Origin of the sequence: Polynucleobacter sp. MWH-Adler-W8 (assembly GCF_001889925.1) — a bacterium.
In the GTDB taxonomy this organism is placed as follows: Bacteria; Pseudomonadota; Gammaproteobacteria; order Burkholderiales; family Burkholderiaceae; genus Polynucleobacter.
Map to the genome: position 1 here is coordinate 286,912 of NZ_LZFI01000003.1, position 14,430 is coordinate 301,341.

Below are 14,430 nucleotides of genomic sequence, written 5' to 3' on the forward strand. Positions count from 1 at the left end.
ATAAATTATTTGGGCTGCAAGAGCTCGCGAACAAGGGGTAAGGTTACAGCACGTTTTGTTTCAAGGGAGTAAGCGTCTAAAGCATCCATCAATGCCATCAAGCTGGGCATATCGCGATAAAAGCGACTTAACAGCCAGGGCAACACATCGGGGGATAAAACAAGCCCTCGCTCTTTGGCCGCTTCCTCTAGTGCTTGTATTTTCTCATCATCATCCAAAAGCTGCGTTTGAAAGATTAAGCCCCAGCCCAGACGGGTTCGCAGGTCTTCTCGAAGCTTGAGATTGGCTGGAGCAGCGTTTCCGGCCATAAAAATATGAATCGCTTTGCTTCCTTGAACGCCATTCAGGATCCGAAATAAGGAGCCAACAAGACGATCATCTAGCTGGTCAACATCATCAACGGTGATGACTGAAGGGGTATCACTTTCAGTCATTGCATTCATCTTTTCTTCTAAGCGAACCCAAGCAGTAGGTTCGAGTGGAGAGAGGGCAATGTGTAACAGGCCAGCATGCTTCGCCGCATTTTCAATGGCATTTAGTAGATGAGTACGACCTGAACCCTCTGGCCCCCACCAATAAATCCAGCGCTGATTGAGCGGGTTATCAGAGCTTTGAGGGCTGACCTTGCCCCAAGATTTTTCAATATTTTGCAGAGCAGAAATTAAGGCAAGATCTTTCCCGGGAAGATAGTTTTCTAAACTAGCTATGGGTGAGTGACTAATGTCTAGCGCAAATTGTTTTGGAAGCGAGGGTGTATTCATTGCTACCAAACTTATTTTTGATACCAAGAGCTTTGCGTATAAATAGACCATAAGTACTGGACTAAGACTAAGCTGACCGCACTAATTGGTAGGGCGAGTAATACACCAAAGAAGCCAAATAGCTTGCCAAAGAAAAGCAACGCAAACAAGACGGCAACGGGATGCAGGCCAATGCGCTCGCCCACTAGGCGTGGCGTCAAGAAGAAGCCTTCTAAGAATTGCCCAATTCCATAGATGACTAGTACACCGATGATTTCTGAGCCCGGACCAAATTGAAGAAGGGCCGAAACTATAGCAAGCGTGAATCCTAGTGCAATGCCGATATAAGGAATCACAATCATTAAGGCGGTAAAAATACCCAAAGCAACCGCACCTTTGATGCCAATCAAAGTCAAGCTAATGCTATAAAAAGCGGACATGATGGAGACAACGATTACCATGCCATTGAGATACTGAGAGAGCAGTCCATCGGTATGCATTGCAAGATGATGTACGGTTTCTTGGGCGCGCTTAGGTACTAAATTTTTGACGTACTGAAAAAATTGATTCCAATCAATCAATAAATAAAACATCACAAATAGAATTAATACGGAATTTACAAAGCCAGTGATAACCGAGCTGCCCGACATCAGTACGGTGTCTATCGTGGTACTCATTAGTGAGTCGGCATTGTCGCTAATATGCTCTGAAATTTTTTGCGATGCTGTGTTTTTTAAAGTACCCCAATCAACATCAATATGAAATTCAGCTAATTCAGGACCCAGCCATGCTTGTGTATTTGAGATCCATCCTGGGAGCTGGGCTTTGATTAGGGGAATTTCTGTTTTGAGGAGGCCTATAAAGAGGCTCAATATCGCCGTTACTGCAGCCAACCCTAAGATGACAGTGAGTCCTGCAGCCAGGGATGAGGGAATGCGTCTTCTTTCCAGCCATAGAAAAGCAGGCCTCAGGATGTAGGCAAGGATGAATGCAGCCAGAAAAGGGGTAAAAATTTCAGCCATGACGAGTAATCCTCTAGAATTCAATGATTCTACTGACCTAGTAGCATTTTTTACTAATATTCCAGCGCTGACATGACCTCATCTACTAATTCTTCCTCAAAAGGCCTTTCCTACCGTGACGCTGGTGTCGATATTGATGCTGGCGATGCCCTGGTTGACCGCATTAAGCCGCTTGCCAAGAAAACCATGCGCGAGGGTGTTTTGGCCGGAATTGGCGGCTTTGGGGCCCTTTTTGAGGTACCTAAGCGCTATAAGGAGCCAGTATTAGTATCCGGTACGGATGGTGTTGGTACTAAGCTAAGGCTGGCTTTTGAGTGGAATCGTCATGAAACCATTGGTCAAGACTTGGTAGCCATGAGTGTGAATGACATCCTGGTTCAGGGTGCTGAGCCCCTTTTCTTCTTGGACTACTTTGCATGCGGCAAGTTGACTGTGGATACCGCAGCAACGGTTGTTGGTGGCATTGCCAAGGGTTGTGAATTATCTGGTTGCGCATTAATCGGTGGTGAGACCGCAGAAATGCCGGGCATGTACCCACCAGGCGAATATGACTTAGCCGGATTTGCCGTGGGCGCAGTTGAAAAATCCAAAATCATTACTGGCGCAACGATTGTTCCGGGTGATGCGGTATTAGCAGTTGGCTCTAGTGGCGCACATTCAAATGGCTACTCATTGGTCCGTAAGATTATTGAGCGTGCTGGTGCAAAGCCTACTGATGATTTGGGCGGTCGTCCATTGGGTGATGTGGTGATGGCGCCAACAGAAATTTACGTAAAGCCACTGCTCAAATTGATTTCTGAAATCAATGTAAAAGGAATGGCGCATATCACGGGTGGTGGTTTGGTTGATAACGTGCCACGCGTGCTCCCAGAAAACACTCAAGCAGTTTTGCATCGCGATAGCTGGCAAATGCCAGACCTCTTCCGTTGGTTGCAAATGAAGGGTGGCGTTGCTGATGCAGAAATGGTGCGCGTATTTAACTGCGGCATCGGTATGGTTGTGATTGTTGCGCCTGATCAAGTGGATACAGCAATCAAATCATTAACTGCGCAAGGTCTCAAGGCTTGGACAGTTGGTGAAGTGGTTGAGCGTCCAAAAGATGCGCCACAAACCATCGTTATCTAAACGATCTACCTTTATTTTTGGATGAGATTGCTTTTGCAATAATCTAGCGCCGCCTTCAACTCTTCGGGGTTGAAGGGGTCAAATGTGCCTCTTCCATCTATTGCACGCAGCCATGTAAGTTGACGCTTACCAAGTTGGCGCGTCGCTGCCAATGCTTTGTAACGCATTTCCTCAGCATCAATTTCACCATTGAGAAACTCCCAAGCTTGGCGATAACCAACCGAACGTATCGCTGGAAGATCTGCATGCAATCCAGTATTGGTACGTAGCGCTTTGACTTCATCCATAAATCCAGCGGCAAGCATTTCATCAAAACGCTTTTCTAAGTTCAGATGCAAACGCTTACGATCACTTGGTTCAAGCGAAACTAACTTAATCCATGATGGAATCGCTGAACCTTCTCTGCCATCTTCACTGGGTGAGTCGGCCAGTAATATAGACATCGGTTTGCAGGTAATTTCATAAACCTCTAGAGCACGTTGCACTCGTTGGGAATCGTTTGGCTTTAAGCGCGCTGCAGTTTTGGGATCAACCTTGGCAAGCTTGTCGTGCATTGCTGGCCAGCCAATGGCTTTACCCTCTTCATCCAAACGAGCACGAATTTCTGGATTTGCTGGAGGGAGCGAGGAGAGGCCATGCGCCCATGCCCGCCAATACAACATCGTTCCGCCAACCACCACTGGAATATTGCCTCGCGCACGAATCTCGGTGCAAAGTCGTTTTGCATCATTAGCAAAACGTGCCGCTGAATACACTTCAGTCGGATCAATGATGTCAATCAGATGATGAATAACCGCAGCTTGCTCTGACTTAGTTGGTTTGGCGCTGCCAATATCTAAACCCCGATAGACTAAAGCGGAATCCATGCTGATAAGTTCAATCGTTAAGCCAATGGATTTCGCATGCTCAGCCAAAGACATGGCGAGATGGGTTTTGCCTGCGCCAGTAGGCCCAACAATACAAAGCGTTGAGACTTCATTTGGAGCATGCATAGGCTGAATGTAGGGTTCAGTTTGCATACCTGATTATAAGAGCCTGTTAATATCCGCAACAACCCATAAGTTAAAGAGCGAGTTGATGGATACCCTTTTGCAAATCAGTGATTTATTGCTGCATATTGATAAACATTTAGATGTGGTGATTCAGCAATACGGTCCTTGGGCCTATGGCCTCCTTTTTGCTATTGTTTTTGCAGAAACAGGCCTAGTGGTCGCACCTTTCTTACCAGGTGATTCGCTTCTGTTCATTGCAGGCGCCTATTGCGCTACCGAGCATTTCAATATCTGGACCTTGTGTATTGGTTTATTGATTGCTGCGGTCGCAGGCAATACCGTGAACTACTTCATTGGCCGCTGGATTGGTAAGCGAGTATTCAGCAGTCAATCGCACTGGATTGATCAAGGCGCTTTATTAAAAACCCACGCTTTTTATGAAAAGCATGGTGGCAAAACAATCATCCTTGCCCGCTTCTTGCCAATTATTCGTACCTTTGCACCCTTTATTGCGGGTGTATCCGAGATGAACTTCTCACGCTTTCAGTTATTTAATATCACTGGTGCGGCCTTGTGGGTCTTTGGTTTGGTCATAGCAGGATATTTCTTTGGCAATATCCCTGTCATTCGCCAGAATCTCAATGTGATCGTCCTGGTAGGTGTGGGTGCAGCTGTTGTGCCAGTTTTATTTGCAGCAACCTACAAAATTTTTCAGCGCAAGAAAAACTAACAGAAGTTTAAAAAACCAAAGTGCTTACACTAACGCCCACTCGGCTTTAGTGCAGCTTGGTTTGACTTTCAAGTGTGGCAATGTGCTCGCGGATGTCGCCAGCATCCTCAGCTTCTGGAACTTCGCTGAGATAGCGATGCATATCCGCCAATGCGGGACGTAAGTACTCAAGTTGCGCAAAAATCAAACCCCTGTCCCGAATCTCTTCAATAGAGTCTGGTAACAGGATCACCAAACGCTCTTGAATGCCTAGTAAACGCTCCCAGCGCTCATGTTCTGAGTAAATCATTTTGAGGTTTCTCAGAAAGCGCGACAGAATCTCTCTTGAGCTAGAAGCACGTAGGAAGATATTGAGCGGCAGACTCAACTCACCCCGATAGCCTTTGGCGTCCAGGTAGGGATCAAGCATTTCTTGTAACTGAGTCTTTGATAACGATTCACCGGTCAAGGGATCCATGATGACTTCACCCTGTTGCAAAGAGATGCGCATCATGAAGTGATTCGGAAATGAAACACCCCGAATTTTCAAGCCAATTTGATTGCCTAATTCCATCATCAAAATAGCTAATGAGATGGGGATCCCTCTGCGATTTTCAAGGATGTAATGCAAGTACGAATTTTCAGGAGCATAGAAATCATTTGGGTTCGGACCAAAACCCAGCTCGGTATAAAAGAAATGCTTCAAAATTTGTAAGCGCTGAACGGGTGAGGTATCAGGCGTGATGCGAGTTTTGAGTTTGTTACCCATCTCATCAATTTGATCGAGAGCCCCTTGAACATCTAAATCAGGATAAGCGTGCTGTGCGACAGCGATTGCTGCCTCCGTTAAAGGAAGATGTTCGTCTTCAGCAACTAGGGAGGTGAAATAGTCGAGTTGTTGTGTTGGCATACTGGCTATTTTGCATGACGCAAGAATTTTTGCCAGCGAATTCCAACTAAACCTAGTGATGCGAAGTAAACAATGGCCGCAAGACCTAGCCATGCTCCCACCAAGCCAATACGTAGCCATGGCTCAGCTTGGAGGGCAATCCAATTGTGTGTGCCAGCAGCATAAAAAAGCACTGCTGCGAAGGGGATGAGAGCTAACAATAGCTGACCGAGGTACTTGAGCCAGCCTGAATTAGGTAGAGCTCCGCGTCGATGCAGGCCAACCCATAGCAGGGCGGCGTTTAGACAGGCGCCAGTACCAACTGAAAGGGCAAGGCCAGCATGCCCAAGCCAGGGAACAAATACTAGGTTGGCTAACTGGGTGGCTACTAAAACGAGTAATCCAATCTTGACGGGGGTGCGGATGTCTTGACGTGAATAAAATCCGGGTGCCAAAATTTTTACCAGAATTAAACCAATGAGGCCAACACCATAAGCCGCTAATGCACGTTGCGTCATCACGACATCAAGCGCACTGAATTTACCGTAGTGATACAAGACTGCCGCCAAAGGCTCACCAAAAATAAAGAGTGCAATTGCGCAAGGCGCAGCCAGCAAGAATGTAAGTTGCAATCCCCAAATCAGTAATTCACCGGCATGTACTAAATCGTTTTTGGCATTGGCCTTGCTGAGGCTTGGCAAAAGAACGGTTCCTAGGGCAACACCCAGTAGTGCAGTTGGAAATTCCATTAAGCGATCTGCGTAGGATAGCCACGACACACTTCCCGCCTGCAGACGTGAAGCAATGTTGGTATTAATGATGAGGGAGATTTGTGCGACAGAAACAGCAAATACTGCCGGCCCCATTAATTTCATGACGCGCCGAGCTTCCGGATTGGTGACGGCTGATTTGATGGCGCCAGGCAATAAACCAATGCGAGGCAATAGGCCGAGGCGAGCAAGCGTTGGAACTTGAAGGGCAAGTTGCAGTATTCCACCAAGTAAAACACCAATACTTAAGGCATAAATTGGTTGCTCTAAGTGGGGTGCCAAAAAGATGGCGCTACCAATTAAGGCAAGATTGAGCAAGACAGGCGTAAATGCCGGGATTGCAAAGCGGTGATAGGTGTTCAAGATCCCCGCTGAGAGGGAGACCATAGAAATTAGCCCGATATAGGGGAACATGATTCGGGTCATAACGACGCTGGCGTCATAGGCTGGACCACCTTTAAACCCTGTGGCAATGACCAGAATGAGCACTGGGGCGCCAATGACTCCCAGTAGTACCGTAAGCAGCAAAGCCCAAAATAAGAGCGTGGCGACTGCATTTATGAGGATTTTGGCCTTGGTTTGGTCTTCGTTTGTGGCAATTTCGCCCAAAATCGGTACAAAAGCTTGAGAAAAGGCCCCTTCGGCAAATAGCCGACGTAGCAAATTGGGTAGTCTAAAAGCCACATTAAAGGCATCTGTCCACTCGGAAGCCCCGAAACTACGGGCAATGAGGGTCTCCCGGAGCAGGCCCGTAATACGGGACAGCATAGTTAGGGAGCTGACCTTGGCAGCGGCAGAAAGCAGATTCATGAGGCGATTTTCACCTATTTATCGGTCGGCTGGGCTTTTTTGCCCCTTTAAGGTAAAATCTTGGGTTTTGGCGAGCTTGCTTATGATTCTGGCAAGTCCGCAAGATTTTTAACTAATCGCATTTTGCAATTTATAGAGGCAAGGTTTAAAGATGGCCAATACAGCACAAGCGCGCAAGCGTGCACGCCAAGCAGTAAAACAAAACGAACATAACTCCAGTTTGCGTTCAAAGCTCCGCACTTCCATTAAGGCAGTTCGTAAAGCGATTGAAACTGGTGACAAAGCTTCTGCAGCGAAAGTTTTCGCGGCAACTCAAGCAACAATCGACAAGATTGCTGACAAAAAGATTGCTCACAAAAACACTGCAGCTCGTCAGAAGTCACGTTTGTCTGCAGCTATCAAGGCGATGGCAGCGTAATACAGTTTTAGTTTTAGGCTGGTCGAAGTAGTTTCGACCTAAGCCCGCTCCTCATCAGAGCGGGTTTTTGTTTTTAAGGCTGGGCTGGGGTTGTTGGGTTGAACTCACACGCCTCTTCGATTGGTAGGCTATTGTCTTTGGCAAAGTTCATGACAAAGTCTAGCGCTCGGGGATCTAGATCCCTCAGTCGAGTATCAATAACAACGCATTTCACTTTTGCAATAAGCACTGGTCTGACATAGGGCGAATAAGTGAAGCGAGGGTCCCCGGAATCACCGGGAGGGCGAAAAGTAGCCATCACCCCGCACAGACGCTCCGCCCAATCGCTGGGTCGAAATGGTTTGCCAGAAGTGGTAATGCCTTGAATGAAAAGCTTTTTGTGGTTCAAGTTCGCGTAATGATGGTTGTAAGAAATAGTATTACTAAGTCCTCTAGCTTAACAGCCCAAGTTGGCCGTAAGATGGCTTTAGGGTCTATTTTCGTGCAGCCGAATGTTTGAAGAAAAAAATGCAAGCCAAAACTTTAGTAGAAAGCTCAACTATGACATCGCTGGCAAAGCCTCAAGTGCCCGGTAAGGTAAAGCACTACCTGCAGTTTTCTGACCTGACTCGTCAAGAGTACGACTATTTACTCAAGCGTTCGGCGTGGCTTAAGGCCAAATTCAAGAGCTATGAAACTTGGCATCCACTGCATGACCGCACTTTGGCCATGATTTTTGAGAAGCACTCCACCCGTACTCGTCTGTCCTTCGAGGCGGGCATCCATCAGCTTGGTGGTCATGCGGTATACCTGAACACCAGAGATACCCAATTGGGTCGTGGCGAGCCTGTAGAGGATGCTGCTCAGGTGATTTCAAGGATGACTGACATCATCATGATTCGCACCTTTGGCCAAGACATTATTGAGCGTTTTGCATCGAATTCACGGGTGCCGGTAATCAATGGCCTAACAAACGAATTTCACCCTTGCCAAGTATTGGCCGATATCTTCACGTTTGTAGAGGCCCGTGGCCCGATTCAAGGAAAGACGGTAGCTTGGGTAGGTGATGCCAATAATATGGCCTATACCTGGATACAAGCGGCTGAATGTTTAGATTTTCAGTTACGCTTCTCTGCGCCAGAGGGCTATCAGTTGGATGCAACACGTTTGTCGCCGAAATCCGCCAAGCATTTAACCATTTGCGCCGATCCTAAAGAAGCCTGCAACGGGGCTGACCTAGTGAGCACCGACGTCTGGACCAGCATGGGTTATGAAGACGAAAATACTTTACGCATGAATGCTTTCCAGGATTGGATGGTGGATGAAGAGTTGATGGCATTAGCTAAGCCTAATGCGCTGTTTATGCACTGCTTGCCAGCGCACCGTGGTGAAGAGGTTTCAGCAGAAGTGATTGACGGACCACAAAGTATTGTTTGGGAAGAGGCGGAAAATCGTTTGCATGTCCAAAAGGCCCTAATGGAATATTTACTCTGTGGTCGTTTGGATTAAGTAATAAAACTTCAGCAATAAAATAATTAACAAATAACAAGCAATTCGTTTTCATTAATTTTGATTGAATAAGAAAAACATGTCCGATATTAAAAAAGCAGTCTTAGCGTATTCCGGCGGTCTAGATACCAGCGTGATCTTGAAGTGGCTTCAAGATACTTATGGCTGCGAGATCGTGACCTTTACCGCTGACTTAGGTCAGGGCGAAGAGTTGGAACCAGCACGCGCTAAGGCTTTGCAATTTGGCATCAAGCCTGAAAACATTTTTATTGATGACTTGCGCGAAGAGTTTGTTCGTGACTTTGTGTTCCCAATGTTCCGTGCGAATACGATTTACGAGGGTGAATATTTGTTGGGCACCTCTATTGCGCGCCCATTAATCGCTAAGCGCCAAATTGAAATTGCTCGCTTGACTGGCGCTGACTCTGTATCGCACGGCGCGACCGGCAAGGGAAATGACCAGGTTCGCTTTGAATTAGGTTACTACGCCCTTGAACCAGGAATCAAGGTAATCGCTCCTTGGCGTGAATGGGATCTTCTCTCACGTGAGAAGTTGATGGCTTACGCAGAAAAGCATGGCATTCCGGTTGAGATGAAGCATAAGCAAGGCGGTTCACCGTACTCAATGGATGCGAACCTCTTGCACATTAGCTATGAAGGCCGTCACCTCGAGAATCCAAACGCAGAGGCAGAAGAGTCTATGTGGCGTTGGACCGTTTCTCCTGAAAAGGCTCCAGATGCCCCAGAAATTATCGAGCTCGAATTTAAGGCTGGCGACCCGGTAGCAATTGATGGAAAAGCCTATAAGCCACATGAGTTGTTGGCTGAATTAAATCGTCTTGGTGGTAAACATGGCATTGGTCGTCTCGACCTAGTAGAAAACCGCTTTGTTGGCATGAAGAGCCGTGGCTGTTACGAAACGCCTGGCGGCACCATTCTTCTAAAGGCTCATCGTGGTATCGAAAGCATCACCTTGGACCGTGAAGTAGCCCACTTAAAGGATGATTTGATGCCTCGCTATGCCAGTTTGATCTACAACGGTTTGTGGTGGGCGCCAGAGCGTCTCGCACTCCAAACCTTGATTGACCATACACAACTGGCTGTGAATGGCGTTGTGCGCCTCAAGCTCTACAAAGGTTCCGTCTCCGTGATTTCACGTGATTCAGCAAATACTTTGTTTGATCAAAATATTGCAACCTTTGATGATGACGGTGGCGCATATAACCAAGCAGATGCTGGCGGCTTTATTAAGCTCAATGCATTACGTATGCGTATTGCTGAAACAGCTAGACGTAAGCGCGCCAAGAAATAAAAAACAATAAAACAAGCAAACTATTAGAACCTAACAGAATAGAAAGAACCAAGATGCAATTTGACCAAGTTTCCGTAGGCAAGAAGGCCAATGTATTTTTTGATGGCAAGTGTGTTTCTCATACTGTGACATTGCCTAATGGCGTTCGTAAGTCAGTTGGTGTGGTATTGCCAAGCACCTTGCGTTTTGACTTAAGTACTAGGGAGATTATGGAAGTAGTTGATGGCAATGCTTTTGTCAGCATCAATGGGGCCCCTGAGCAAGAGTTCAAGGCTGGTCAAAGCTGGGAAGTGGAAAAGGGCGGTTACTTCATTATTCGTGCTGAGCAACCAGTGCACTACGTTTGCCATTTTGAATAAATCAAAGGTGCCCACAAACAAAACGCAGACCTCGGTCTGCGTTTTTTTATTGGCCTAACATCAATGGATTTGAGTGATGTTGAATTAATTTCTCGGCAAACCCGTAACAACCGTCCCTGGGACGATCACACGCTCAGAGAACCACTGCTTGTTCATTTCCAGTGCATAGCGCACAGCTGCTTTAGGGCAGTGATTGTTGGTAGTTTCAGCCTGCATCTCTTCAATGTTCACAATCTTGCCATCATCTGCAATGAACGCAATCGAGAGCGGGATCTTGGTGTTGTTCATCCAGAAGCAGTGACCAGCTTTTTGTTCGAATATAAATAACATTCCAGAATTGGTTGGCATGCTGGCTCGGTTCATGAGACCAACTTCTCTAGCCTTCGGTGTATCGGCAAGCTCAGCCTGAATACGGTAGATGCCCGTCTTTAATTCAATGTTGGGTAGACCGACGTTAACCTGGGCGAGCGTTAGGGTGGAGTAAAGAAAGAGCGCAGTAGAAAATACTTGGCGCAATAATTGTGAAGTGCTGGAGATTGATATAGACATGCTGTGTATTTTAAGTCATACAAATTGCAGGCGAAAAAAAACCCAGGAACGAATCCTGGGTTTTTAATAATGATCTAAGGACTATTAAGCCGCTTGGATATTGGTAGCTTGCTTGCCTTTAGGACCTTGGGTAATGTCAAACGTTACCTTTTGGTTTTCCTTGAGGGTTTTGAACCCAGGCATAGTAATTGCGCTGAAATGCGCGAACAACTCTTCTTCACCATCATCAGGTTTGATAAAGCCAAAACCTTTTGCATCATTGAACCACTTAACAATTCCGGTCGCCATGCGAACTCCATTACATAAACTTAAAACAACCGTGATGAGGGTAAATACTTTTTAATCAGTCTCAATCCACAACACGCCTAAATAGAACCTCTCTTGAAGCCTACCCCCCGATTGTTTGCCCTTTTTCGAGGGGTGTCAAGGAGTTATATGTCCCTACCCCCTAGTAATTACCCCTTTTTTTATCGAAAAATGCCCCAATATGGGTTTAAGAGGGGTTTTTGCGTGTTTTTCGCAACATGGCCTCTGTAAATTAAAGTTTGGATATCTGTGTTTAGAATGTTTCTCATGAGTCGCGCTCCCAAAAATCCCACCACTGGCAACCCCAGCAATCCGTACGTTGAAGATACCCTTCTGCTCGAAAAGCAAATCGAGCAAGTTAAGGCGCCTTCGATGTATAAAGTTTTATTAATGAATGACGATTACACGCCAATGGAATTTGTGGTGATGGTGATTCAGGAGTATTTTAATAAGGATCATGAAACAGCTACACGCATCATGTTGCAAGTACATTTAGTTGGCAAGGGCGTTTGCGGAGTATTTACCCGCGATGTTGCCGCTACGAAAGTGCATCAAGTTATCGAACTCTCCCGTGAAGCGGGTCACCCACTACAGTGCACTATGGAGGAAGCATGATTGCCCAAGAATTAGAAGCGAGTTTGCACATGGCGTTTGTTGACGCAAGGGCATCGCGACATGAGTTCATCACAGTCGAGCATTTGCTCGCGGCTTTGCTGGATAACGCTACTGCGGTCGAAGTCTTAAAGGCTTGCGCAGTCAATATCGCAGAGCTGCGCGCTCAACTCAAAAACTTTATTAACGACAACACGCCTGTGGTGCCGGGGAATGATGAAGTAGATACGCAACCCACGCTGGGATTTCAGCGTGTGATTCAGCGCGCCATCATGCACGTGCAGTCAACATCAAACGGCAAGAAAGAAGTGACCGGCGCAAATGTGCTGGTCGCCATCTTCGGTGAAAAAGATTCGCATGCGGTTTATTTCTTGCAACAGCAGGGCGTTACCCGTTTAGATGTCGTGAACTTCATCAGTCATGGTGTGCGTAAAGATCAATCAGAGCATGTCAAGCCCGTTGAGCCTTCGCACGAGGCTGAGGAATCTGCATCTTCTGGTAAAGAAAGCCCTCTTGAGCAATATACCCAGAACCTCAATGTAATGGCCCGTCAAGGCAAGATTGACCCATTAATTGGGCGCGAGAGCGAGGTAGAGCGCGTGATTCAAGTGCTCTGCCGTCGTCGCAAAAATAATCCGTTATTGGTGGGCGAGGCTGGCGTAGGTAAGACAGCAATTGCTGAGGGCTTGGCCTGGAGAATTGTGAAGGGCGACGTGCCGGATATTTTGGCTAACGCGACTGTTTACTCTTTAGACATGGGTGCTCTTTTAGCGGGCACTAAATACCGTGGTGATTTTGAGCAACGCTTGAAGAGTGTTCTCAAGTCACTCAAAGATCACACTCATGGTGTTTTATTTATTGATGAGATTCATACGCTGATTGGAGCGGGTGCGGCTTCTGGCGGCACATTGGATGCGAGCAATTTATTGAAGCCTGCTTTGTCTAATGGCCAGTTGAAATGTATTGGCGCAACCACCTTTACGGAATACCGTGGCATCTTTGAAAAGGATGCGGCTTTATCACGTCGTTTCCAGAAGGTGGATGTTGTAGAGCCAACCGTAGATCAAACAGTGCAAATCTTACGCGGCTTAAAGTCGCGCTTTGAGGAGCATCACAGCGTGAAGTATGCGGCTGGTGCATTAGTTGCTGCCGCAGAACTTTCTGCTCGCTATATCAATGATCGTCATTTGCCAGATAAGGCGATTGACGTCATCGATGAAGCCGGTGCCGCTCAACGTATTTTGCCGAAGTCTAAGCAGAAGAAAACTATTGGTCGCCCAGAGATTGAAGAAATTGTGGCAAAGATTGCCCGCATACCGCCACAATCAGTCACAGTCGATGACCGTAGTAAGTTGCAAACTCTGGATCGTGACATTAAGAGTGTGGTCTTCGGTCAAGATCCTGCGATCGAGGCCTTGGCTAGTGCTATCAAAATGACTCGTGCTGGTCTAGGCAAGATCGATCGTCCAATTGGTTCATTCTTGTTCTCCGGACCAACTGGTGTTGGTAAGACTGAAGTTGCTAAACAGCTTGCCTATATTCTAGGTATTGAGTTGCTCCGTTTTGATATGTCCGAGTACATGGAGCGTCATGCAGTGAGTCGCTTGATTGGTGCGCCTCCAGGTTATGTAGGATTTGATCAAGGCGGCTTACTCACTGAAGCTGTTAATAAGAAGCCACATTGCGTGCTCTTGCTTGATGAAATTGAAAAAGCTCACCCAGATATTTTCAATATTCTCTTGCAGGTGATGGATCATGGCACTTTGACGGATAACAATGGTCGCAAGACCGATTTCCGTAACGTGATCATCATCATGACCACCAATGCCGGCGCTGAGGCAATGCAGAAATCAACCATTGGCTTTACCAATGCGCGTGAGTCTGGTGATGAGATGGCTGATATCAAGAAGTTCTTTACGCCAGAGTTCCGCAATCGCTTGGATGCCATTGTTTCCTTTAAAGCTCTTGATGAGTCGATCATCATGCGCGTGGTTGATAAGTTCTTGATGCAGTTAGAGGAGCAACTCCATGAGAAGAAAGTGGATGCAACATTTAGCCCTGCCTTGCGAGCCCATTTGGCCAAGCATGGCTTCGATCCTTTAATGGGCGCTCGTCCGATGCAACGCATTATTCAAGACACTGTGCGTAAAGCACTTGCTGATGAGCTGCTGTTTGGTAAGTTAGCTCAAGGCGGTCATGTGGATGTTGATATTGATGCTGATGGCAAAGTCCTATTGAACTTTGATGCTCCAGTATTGCCAGGAAAACGTTCTAAAGCAGATGTAGCACCTGCTGAAGAAATTTAATTCGCTAATTTTTTAAATAAAAA

The 14,430-nt window shown here is 46.6% G+C and carries 16 protein-coding genes; 8 read left to right on the top strand and 8 right to left on the bottom strand.

Going from position 1 to position 14,430, the window contains the following annotated elements:
- Positions 1–5 precede the first annotated feature (5 nt).
- On the bottom strand, positions 6–761 hold the full coding sequence (hda, locus tag AOC28_RS04840; protein WP_072582823.1) for a DnaA regulatory inactivator Hda: 756 nt from the start codon (positions 759–761) through the stop codon (positions 6–8).
- Positions 762–772: 11 nt separating this feature from the next.
- Complete coding sequence (locus AOC28_RS04845) at positions 773–1,762, bottom strand: AI-2E family transporter (protein WP_083564228.1); 990 nt, start codon at positions 1,760–1,762, stop codon at positions 773–775.
- Between the two features lie 72 nt (positions 1,763–1,834).
- Between AOC28_RS04845 and purM the strand changes: the two genes are divergently transcribed.
- Positions 1,835–2,887 carry a phosphoribosylformylglycinamidine cyclo-ligase gene (purM, locus tag AOC28_RS04850; RefSeq protein WP_072582825.1) on the top strand — a complete coding sequence of 351 codons (1,053 nt, stop codon included), beginning with the start codon at positions 1,835–1,837 and terminating at the stop codon, positions 2,885–2,887.
- Between the two features lie 11 nt (positions 2,888–2,898).
- Here purM and miaA read toward each other — a convergent pair whose 3' ends face one another.
- Complete coding sequence (gene miaA / locus AOC28_RS04855; RefSeq protein WP_072582826.1) at positions 2,899–3,906, bottom strand: tRNA (adenosine(37)-N6)-dimethylallyltransferase MiaA; 1,008 nt, start codon at positions 3,904–3,906, stop codon at positions 2,899–2,901.
- Between the two features lie 58 nt (positions 3,907–3,964).
- Between miaA and AOC28_RS04860 the strand changes: the two genes are divergently transcribed.
- On the top strand, positions 3,965–4,609 hold the full coding sequence (locus AOC28_RS04860; protein WP_072582827.1) for a VTT domain-containing protein: 645 nt from the start codon (positions 3,965–3,967) through the stop codon (positions 4,607–4,609).
- A gap of 46 nt (positions 4,610–4,655) precedes the next feature.
- On the opposite strand, the gene AOC28_RS04865 is transcribed toward AOC28_RS04860, so the two are convergent.
- Entirely contained in the window at positions 4,656–5,498 is an 843-nt protein-coding gene (locus tag AOC28_RS04865) for a tetratricopeptide repeat protein (protein WP_072582828.1), read from the bottom strand.
- 5 nt (positions 5,499–5,503) lie between these two features.
- Entirely contained in the window at positions 5,504–7,057 is a 1,554-nt protein-coding gene (murJ, locus tag AOC28_RS04870) for a murein biosynthesis integral membrane protein MurJ (protein ID WP_072582829.1), read from the bottom strand.
- Positions 7,058–7,208: 151 nt separating this feature from the next.
- Between murJ and rpsT the strand changes: the two genes are divergently transcribed.
- Complete coding sequence (gene rpsT / locus AOC28_RS04875; protein WP_071466054.1) at positions 7,209–7,475, top strand: 30S ribosomal protein S20; 267 nt, start codon at positions 7,209–7,211, stop codon at positions 7,473–7,475.
- 73 nt (positions 7,476–7,548) lie between these two features.
- On the opposite strand, the gene AOC28_RS04880 is transcribed toward rpsT, so the two are convergent.
- Positions 7,549–7,863 (bottom strand): DUF3579 domain-containing protein, encoded by a 315-nt coding sequence (locus AOC28_RS04880; RefSeq protein ID WP_083564229.1) that lies wholly within the window; start codon positions 7,861–7,863, stop codon positions 7,549–7,551.
- A gap of 152 nt (positions 7,864–8,015) precedes the next feature.
- On the opposite strand from AOC28_RS04880, the gene argF reads away from it, so the two are divergent.
- The 3 genes from argF (at position 8,016) to AOC28_RS04895 (ending at position 10,634) form a co-directional block, all read left to right on the top strand.
- Positions 8,016–8,963, top strand: a complete 948-nt coding sequence (gene argF, locus AOC28_RS04885) for an ornithine carbamoyltransferase (protein ID WP_192846854.1) — start codon at positions 8,016–8,018, stop codon at positions 8,961–8,963.
- Between the two features lie 79 nt (positions 8,964–9,042).
- Positions 9,043–10,275 (top strand): argininosuccinate synthase, encoded by a 1,233-nt coding sequence (locus AOC28_RS04890; RefSeq protein ID WP_072582832.1) that lies wholly within the window; start codon positions 9,043–9,045, stop codon positions 10,273–10,275.
- Between the two features lie 53 nt (positions 10,276–10,328).
- Positions 10,329–10,634 carry a pyrimidine/purine nucleoside phosphorylase gene (locus AOC28_RS04895; protein WP_072582833.1) on the top strand — a complete coding sequence of 102 codons (306 nt, stop codon included), beginning with the start codon at positions 10,329–10,331 and terminating at the stop codon, positions 10,632–10,634.
- An 84-nt stretch (positions 10,635–10,718) separates the two neighbouring features.
- Here AOC28_RS04895 and AOC28_RS04900 read toward each other — a convergent pair whose 3' ends face one another.
- Entirely contained in the window at positions 10,719–11,183 is a 465-nt protein-coding gene (locus tag AOC28_RS04900; RefSeq protein ID WP_083564230.1) for a DUF192 domain-containing protein, read from the bottom strand.
- 84 nt (positions 11,184–11,267) lie between these two features.
- On the bottom strand, positions 11,268–11,471 hold the full coding sequence (locus AOC28_RS04905) for a cold-shock protein (RefSeq protein ID WP_011903586.1): 204 nt from the start codon (positions 11,469–11,471) through the stop codon (positions 11,268–11,270).
- A 285-nt stretch (positions 11,472–11,756) separates the two neighbouring features.
- Here AOC28_RS04905 and clpS point away from each other — a divergent pair, with 285 nt between their 5' ends.
- Both clpS and clpA read left to right on the top strand, forming a co-directional pair.
- Positions 11,757–12,104: an ATP-dependent Clp protease adapter ClpS gene (clpS, locus tag AOC28_RS04910; RefSeq protein WP_237767734.1), complete on the top strand. Its 348-nt coding sequence runs from the start codon at positions 11,757–11,759 to the stop codon at positions 12,102–12,104.
- Entirely contained in the window at positions 12,101–14,407 is a 2,307-nt protein-coding gene (gene clpA / locus AOC28_RS04915) for an ATP-dependent Clp protease ATP-binding subunit ClpA (RefSeq protein ID WP_072582835.1), read from the top strand. The genes clpS and clpA overlap by 4 nt, the downstream gene beginning before the upstream one ends.
- The last annotated feature ends 23 nt before the right edge of the window (positions 14,408–14,430 follow it).

What these genes read in the sequence shown, in the direction of transcription:
- hda (WP_072582823.1), bottom strand. Translation starts at nt 761, where the DNA reads ATGAATACACCCTCGCTTCCAAAACAATTTGCGCTAGACATTAGTCAC.
- AOC28_RS04845 (WP_083564228.1), bottom strand. Translation starts at nt 1,762, where the DNA reads ATGGCTGAAATTTTTACCCCTTTTCTGGCTGCATTCATCCTTGCCTAC.
- purM (WP_072582825.1), top strand. Translation starts at nt 1,835, where the DNA reads ATGACCTCATCTACTAATTCTTCCTCAAAAGGCCTTTCCTACCGTGAC.
- miaA (WP_072582826.1), bottom strand. Translation starts at nt 3,906, where the DNA reads ATGCAAACTGAACCCTACATTCAGCCTATGCATGCTCCAAATGAAGTC.
- AOC28_RS04860 (WP_072582827.1), top strand. Translation starts at nt 3,965, where the DNA reads ATGGATACCCTTTTGCAAATCAGTGATTTATTGCTGCATATTGATAAA.
- AOC28_RS04865 (WP_072582828.1), bottom strand. Translation starts at nt 5,498, where the DNA reads ATGCCAACACAACAACTCGACTATTTCACCTCCCTAGTTGCTGAAGAC.
- murJ (WP_072582829.1), bottom strand. Translation starts at nt 7,057, where the DNA reads ATGAATCTGCTTTCTGCCGCTGCCAAGGTCAGCTCCCTAACTATGCTG.
- rpsT (WP_071466054.1), top strand. Translation starts at nt 7,209, where the DNA reads ATGGCCAATACAGCACAAGCGCGCAAGCGTGCACGCCAAGCAGTAAAA.
- argF (WP_192846854.1), top strand. Translation starts at nt 8,016, where the DNA reads ATGACATCGCTGGCAAAGCCTCAAGTGCCCGGTAAGGTAAAGCACTAC.
- AOC28_RS04890 (WP_072582832.1), top strand. Translation starts at nt 9,043, where the DNA reads ATGTCCGATATTAAAAAAGCAGTCTTAGCGTATTCCGGCGGTCTAGAT.
- AOC28_RS04895 (WP_072582833.1), top strand. Translation starts at nt 10,329, where the DNA reads ATGCAATTTGACCAAGTTTCCGTAGGCAAGAAGGCCAATGTATTTTTT.
- AOC28_RS04900 (WP_083564230.1), bottom strand. Translation starts at nt 11,183, where the DNA reads ATGTCTATATCAATCTCCAGCACTTCACAATTATTGCGCCAAGTATTT.
- AOC28_RS04905 (WP_011903586.1), bottom strand. Translation starts at nt 11,471, where the DNA reads ATGGCGACCGGAATTGTTAAGTGGTTCAATGATGCAAAAGGTTTTGGC.
- clpS (WP_237767734.1), top strand. Translation starts at nt 11,757, where the DNA reads ATGAGTCGCGCTCCCAAAAATCCCACCACTGGCAACCCCAGCAATCCG.
- clpA (WP_072582835.1), top strand. Translation starts at nt 12,101, where the DNA reads ATGATTGCCCAAGAATTAGAAGCGAGTTTGCACATGGCGTTTGTTGAC.